General features: G+C 71.8%; 6 protein-coding genes. 5 read left to right on the plus strand and 1 reads right to left on the minus strand.

Going from position 1 to position 6,087, the window contains the following annotated elements; all coding sequences use genetic code 11:
• Positions 1-169: 169 nt before the first annotated feature.
• A complete protein-coding gene (locus ACF1B9_RS36910; protein ID WP_391746664.1) occupies positions 170-910 on the minus strand; it encodes a GntR family transcriptional regulator in 741 nt (246 codons plus the stop codon).
• Between the two features lie 337 nt (positions 911-1,247).
• Here ACF1B9_RS36910 and ACF1B9_RS36915 point away from each other — a divergent pair, with 337 nt between their 5' ends.
• From ACF1B9_RS36915 to ACF1B9_RS36935, 5 genes are all read left to right on the plus strand, one after another.
• Positions 1,248-2,279 (plus strand): ABC transporter substrate-binding protein, encoded by a 1,032-nt coding sequence (locus tag ACF1B9_RS36915; RefSeq protein WP_391746663.1) that lies wholly within the window; start codon positions 1,248-1,250, stop codon positions 2,277-2,279.
• Positions 2,276-3,268, plus strand: coding sequence for an ABC transporter permease (locus tag ACF1B9_RS36920; RefSeq protein ID WP_391746662.1), 993 nt, complete (start codon positions 2,276-2,278; stop codon positions 3,266-3,268). Before ACF1B9_RS36915 ends, ACF1B9_RS36920 begins: the two co-directional genes overlap by 4 nt.
• Positions 3,265-4,098 carry an ABC transporter permease gene (locus tag ACF1B9_RS36925; RefSeq protein WP_391746675.1) on the plus strand — a complete coding sequence of 278 codons (834 nt, stop codon included), beginning with the start codon at positions 3,265-3,267 and terminating at the stop codon, positions 4,096-4,098. Before ACF1B9_RS36920 ends, ACF1B9_RS36925 begins: the two co-directional genes overlap by 4 nt.
• Positions 4,099-4,208: 110 nt before the next feature.
• A complete protein-coding gene (locus ACF1B9_RS36930) occupies positions 4,209-5,216 on the plus strand; it encodes an ABC transporter ATP-binding protein (RefSeq protein WP_391746674.1) in 1,008 nt (335 codons plus the stop codon).
• A gap of 32 nt (positions 5,217-5,248) precedes the next feature.
• Complete coding sequence (locus ACF1B9_RS36935) at positions 5,249-5,950, plus strand: HAD family hydrolase (RefSeq protein WP_391746661.1); 702 nt, start codon at positions 5,249-5,251, stop codon at positions 5,948-5,950.
• The last annotated feature ends 137 nt before the right edge of the window (positions 5,951-6,087 follow it).

Below are 6,087 nucleotides of genomic sequence, written 5' to 3' on the forward strand. Positions count from 1 at the left end.
GGGTATGGCAGCCTGTCTGCGAACCCCACCGAGCCGCTACCCGAACCACCGGTCTGGCATCCTGCTACCCGTGTGCGACGCCCACCGCAGGTCATGTGCCCCATGGCAGCAACCGACCGTGCCGACACGGAGCGTAAGGCTCATCCGCCTCTGAAGGACCACGCCGCGGTCATTCGCCGGGCTGGCGGACGAGCGGGTTGGCACCGATGGAGTTGTGGATGCGGAAGGTGACCGTACCCGGCCGGTAGCGGTCGTCGGACCACTCCACGGGGCGGCCGGCGTGAGTGGTGGTCACCCGGCGGACCCGCAGCAGCGGGCTGCCGCGGCGTACGCCGAGCAGTTCCGCGTCGCGGGTGCCCGCCGCGAGTGTGTCGATGACGTGCTCGCCGTGCGCGAAGACCACGCCCACCTCGTCGAGCAGCCGCTGGGTGACCGACTCGCAGTCGGGCTCGATACGCTCGACCGCGTCCGCGATCCAGCTGGCGTAGACAGTGCGTTCAAGCAGGGCTGGCTGTCCGTCCAGGCCACGCATCCGCAGGACATACAACACCTCTGCGTCCGTGGGGAGTTGGAGGCGCAGCGCGTCCTCGGTGGAAGCCGGGCGCCGGGTGGTCTCGACGACGCTGCCGGTGGCCTCGTGTCCGGCTGCCCGCGCCCACTGAGCGAAGCTGCGCAGTTCGGTGAAGCTCTGGCTGCGGCGGGCGCCGAGCACCACCCGTCGGGTGCCCTGCCGTGAGCCGACCAGTCCCTCGGCCACCAGAGCCGCGAGCGCCTGGCGGACGGTGCCGCGGGATACCTGGTGCCGCTCGGCGAGTTCGCCCTCGGTCGGGAGCCGCCCCCCCACCGGGTAGTCGCCGCGGTCGATCGCAACCCTCAGCTCGCCGGCGATCTGCTCATGCCGTGCCGCCACACCCAGCCCTCTCATCCGCGATACCGGCTCCGCTCTGCGCGCCACCGGCGTGTGCCCACAGGGTAGGCGATTCCGCCGCGTCGGGCACGCTCGTCCTGCACACAGCAAAACGCGCACCCCCACGCGGCCCGCATCGTCTCAAAGAGCCTTCAAGCCGAGTGCGAGCATCTGTTTTCCGTTCACCGAAAGGTCATCGCGCTACGACGTACTTGGGACATCTTGTTTGGACAAGTTGCCTGGGGCCGGGTAGTGCCCGATCACTGTGTTCCGGGCAGCTCATGCACCCTCAGGAGACCCTGTGAACCCGCTCTCTACGCGAACAGCCGGTCTTGCCGGCATGCTGACCGCAGTCACGCTCGCGCTCACCGCCTGCGGCTCGGCACCCGACTCCATCACGACCGGCAGGACGGGCGGCCCGCACGCCGCCACCGCCACCTCGGCGCAGGACCTCGGTGGTATGGACGCACTGGTCGCGGCGGCCAAGAAGGAGGGCGTGCTCAACGCGATCGCCCTGCCCCGCGACTGGGCCAACTACGGCGCCGTGATCGACGGATTCACCAAGAAGTACGGCATCAAGGTCGACGACGAGAACCCGGACGGCGCCAGCCAGGACGAGATCAACGCCATCACCTCGCGCAAGGGTCAGGACCGCGCCCCGGACGTGGTGGACCTGGGCCAGTCGTTCGCGCTCAGCGCAGCGCAGCAGGGGCTGCTCGCCCCGTACCGGGTCGCGGCCTTCGACGACATCCCGGCCACGCAGCGCGACACCCAGGCCCGCTGGTACAACGACTACGGCGGCTATGTCTCGATCGGCTGCGACACCAAACGCGTCAAGGAATGCCCCCAGTCCTTCGCCGACCTGCTGAAGCCGCAGTACAAGGGCAAGGTCGCCATGAACGGCAATCCGACCAAGTCGGGCTCCGCCTTCGGGGGCGTCTTCGCCGCAGCCTTGGCGAACAAGGGCTCCTTCGACGACATCCAGCCCGGCCTGGACTTCTTCGCGAAACTCAAGAAGGCCGGCAACTACAACCCGGTGGAGACCACCCCGGCCACGGTCGAGAAGGGCGAGACCCCGATCAGCGTCGACTGGGACTACCTCAACGCCGGCTACGCCGACGAGTTCCGCAGCAAGGGCGTGGACTGGAAGGTGGTCGTCCCCACCGACGGCCAGTACGCCCAGTACTACTCACAGGCCATCAACGCCCGCCCAGCGCTCATGCCCTCGATGACGCGGAGTGGCACGGTCGACAGCGCGGCCGCCGCCCATCTGCCGCAGGTCGGCGGCACCCCCTCCTTCCCGACCGACGCCCAGCTGGACAAGGCCAAGCAGGCCGTGGCCCAGGGCTGGGGCAAGGCAGTGGCCGGGTGACCCAGCCCATGGCCGACTCCTCCGTCACCGTCTTCCCCGCCGTCGTGCCCGTCGGCGGGGGGCCGAACGCCGAGGTACGGGGCACGGAACCGGCTCCGCCCGGGCCCCGGCCCGAATCCCGGCTCTCCCGCCCGGCCCCGCAACCGTGCCGTCGCTCGGCGGCCGCGCTCGCGGTCGTACCACTGCTTGCCTTCACCGCGCTGTGCTTCGGCGTCCCCGCGCTGGCCATGCTGAACGGCGCGTTCACCGCGCAGGACCCGACGACAGGCGCCTCGCACTACACCACTGCCAACCTCAGCGCCTCGCTGCACGGCGCGTACCTGACCGCGCTGGGCGGCAGCGTCAAACTGTCCGCCGTCTCCGCAGGCGCAGGCGCGGTGCTCGGGCTGCTGCTCGCGCAGGCCGTGGTCACAGCCCGGTTCCGAGCGCTGCGCGAGGCGGTGCTCGCCGCCTCCGGGGTGCTGGCCAACTTCGGCGGAGTGCCGCTCGCCTTCGCCTTCGTCGCCACCCTGGGCAACGCCGGCGTGATCACACAGCACCTGCATCTGACCGAACACGGCTGGAGCCTGTACAGCTTCTGGGGCCTGGTGATCACATACCTGTACTTCCTGATCCCGCTGATGGTGCTCACCATCGTGCCCGCGCTCGACGGCCTGCGCGTCCAGTGGCGGGAAGCAGCGCAGAACAACGGCGCCACCGCCTGGCAGTACTGGCGGTACGTCGCACTGCCCGTGCTGGCCCCGTCGCTGCTGGGCGGCCTGGTGCTGCTCTTCGGCACCGCCTTCGCCGCGTACGCGACCGCCGCAGCCATGGTCGGCAGCTCGGTGCCGCTGGTCACCCTACAGATCGCCGACGCCCTCTCCGGCAACGTCCTGGTCGGTCAGACCAATACGGCGCTCGCGCTCAGCCTGGACATGGTCCTGGTGGCCGGTCTGGTGATGGCGGTGTACCGACCCCTACAGCGACGGAGCGCCCGATGGCTCGACTGACCCGCCTGCGCGTCTGGCGGGGCCTGGTCCTTGCCGGCGCGGCGCTGTACTTCCTGGGGCCGCTGGCCGCCTCCGCGGTCTTCACCGTGGACGTCCCCGGCCAGGGTCTCACTCTGGGCGCGTACACCCGCATCATCGGCGCCGAGGGCTTCGGCGACGGCCTGCTGCTCTCCCTCGAACTGGCCGCCGCCACCATCGCCCTGGTGCTGCTCCTGGTGGTGCCCGCACTGCTCGCGGTACGGCTGGGAGCGCCCCGGTTGCGCCCGGTGGTCGAGGTGGTGTGCTCACTGCCGCTGGTGGTGCCCGCGGTCGCGCTGACAGCCGGGATCAGCACCGTCCTCAAGTGGGCGCCCGACCACCTGGCGCGCACCCCGTTCTTCGCGACCTTCGTTGCCATCCAGAACCCGGCCTTCCCTGTGGTACTGGTGCTCGCGTACACGGTGATGGCGCTGCCGTTCGTTCACCGGGCGCTCGATGCCGGGCTGAGCACGATCGACGTACGCACCCTGGTGGAGGCCGCCCGGAACTGCGGCGCCGGATGGCCGCAGGCGGTGCTGCGGGTGGTACTGCCCAACCTGCGGGCGCCGCTGCTGGCCGCGTCCTTCCTCACTTTCGCCCTGGTGCTCGGCGAGTTCACCGTCGCGCAGCTGCTCGGCTTCCAGCCCTTCGCGGTGTGGATCGCCGGGATCGCAGGCGCCGACGCCCAGCTGTCGGTGGCCGTATCGGTGCTCAGCCTGCTGCTCACCTGGCTGCTCCTGCTGCTGCTCGTGCCGGCCGGAGGGCGCCGCCGCACCGCTCGTACTCCCCGGAAGGGGGTCGTCTCCGCATGACCGATCCGCATACGACCGACCTCGGCTCGACCGACCGGACCCCGACGGAGGCCCGGGAGACCGGCGCCGCCCTGGAGTTCGTCGAACTGCGCCGTTTCTTCGGCACCACCATGGCTCTCGACGGGCTGAGCCTCTCGGTACGGCCTGGTGAACTGCTCGCCCTGCTGGGCCCGTCCGGCTGCGGCAAAACCACCGCGCTGCGGATGCTCGCGGGCTTCGAGCAGCCCGAATCCGGCCAGGTACTGGTGGACGGCCGTGACGTCACCCGGGTGCCGGCGCACCGCCGCGACGCAGGCATGGTCTTCCAGTCGTACAGTCTCTTCCCGCACCTCAATGCCCGCGACAACGTCGCCTTCGGGCTGCGGATCCGCAAGGCGGGCGCGGCCGAGCGGCGGGCCCGCGCGGCGGAGCTGCTGGAGCTGGTCGGCCTGCCTGATCATGGCAACCGTTACCCGCACCAATTGTCGGGCGGCCAGCAGCAGCGCGTCGCGCTGGCACGTGCGCTGGCGCTGCGGCCGCGGGTGCTGCTCCTGGACGAGCCGCTGTCGGCACTGGACGCCAAGGTACGGCTGACGCTGCGCGAGGAGATCCGCCGGCTCCAGCAGGACCTCGGCATTACCACCCTCTTCGTCACCCACGACCAGGAGGAGGCGCTGTCGATGGCCGATCGGGTGGCGGTGATGCGTGGCGGGCGGCTGGAGCAGTGCGCCCCGCCCGAGGAGCTGTACGCGCACCCGGCGACCGCGTTCGTCGCCGAGTTCGTCGGCACCATGAACCGGCTGCCCGGCCGCGCGGCCGGCGAGGGCGAGGTCGAGGTGCTGGGCCGCCGGCTTCCGGTGGCGGGCGGGGCGGTGGCGGGCGCCGAGCTGGACGTGCTGGTTCGGCCCGAGGCCGTTGCCGTGCGGTCCGACGCCGACGGCGGGGCGAGGGTGGTGGCGGCGACCTTCCTGGGCGCGATGACCCGGCTGACCGTACGGCTCGCCGACGGCAGTGAGATCAAGGCCGACCTGTCCACACCCGAGGCAGCCACGCTCGGCGCGGGTGCGTCGGTCTCCGTGGCCCTCCCCGACCGGCCGGTGCTGGTGGATTCCCGCCGCACCGCACAGAATATTCGTTGACGCTCCATCACTTTTGAACGGAAGAGCAGACCTTGCCTCCACACACCGCCGAGCCAGTCCGCCTGCAGGCCGTCCTCTTCGACATGGACGGCACCCTGGTGGACACCGAGTGGGTCTGGTGGGACGCCGTCGAGTCGGTCGCCCACGGCCTCGGATACGCCCTCGGGGAGGCCGACACACCTGACGTACTCGGCCGATCCGTGGAGCACACCGCGGGCCACCTGCACCGCACCACCGGCGGCCGGGCACCCGCGGCGCACCTCGCCGACGAGCTCCTGAAGGAGTTCGCGGACCGGGTCGCGGCGCAGGTGGTGCCGCGACCCGGAGCCCTGGAGCTGGTGGACGCGCTCCGCGAGGCGCGCATCCCCACCGCGCTGGTGTCCGCCTCCCCGCGCGCCGTGGTGGACACCGTGCTGACGACCATCGGGCGGTACCGCTTCGGCGTCACGGTCGCCGTCGAGGACACCCCGCGCACCAAGCCCGCCCCCGACCCCTACCTCGCCGCCGCCGCGGCGCTGGGGGTGCCCCCGCACGCCTGTGTCGCTGTCGAGGACACCGCGGTCGGGGCCGCCTCCGCGGAGGCGGCCGGTTGCCCGATCCTGCTGGTGCCGTCGCTGATCCCCGTACCGGCAGGGCCCGGGCGGCACATCATCGCCGGCCTCGACCACGCCGACCTGTCGCTGCTTCAGGACCTGGCGGCACGGGCCGACCGACCGCAGGCCCGGACCGCCTGACACATCACCCCGTGATCGACCCGGGTCCGGGGGGGCCGGGGGGGGCGGGCCCCCGGGGGGGTTTTGGGGCACCCCCCCGGCCCGGGGACACGCGGCGGCCCGCGGGGGGGGGGGGGGGGCGCCCCCCAGCGGCGCGC

It is taken from the genome of Streptomyces sp. NPDC014727 (assembly GCF_043083485.1).
Taxonomy (GTDB): domain Bacteria; phylum Actinomycetota; class Actinomycetes; order Streptomycetales; family Streptomycetaceae; genus Streptomyces.

Coding starts and splice junctions, on each gene's coding strand:
- ACF1B9_RS36930 (WP_391746674.1), top strand. CDS start 4,209: ATGGCTCTCGACGGGCTGAGCCTCTCGGTACGGCCTGGTGAACTGCTC.
- ACF1B9_RS36915 (WP_391746663.1), top strand. CDS start 1,248: ATGCTGACCGCAGTCACGCTCGCGCTCACCGCCTGCGGCTCGGCACCC.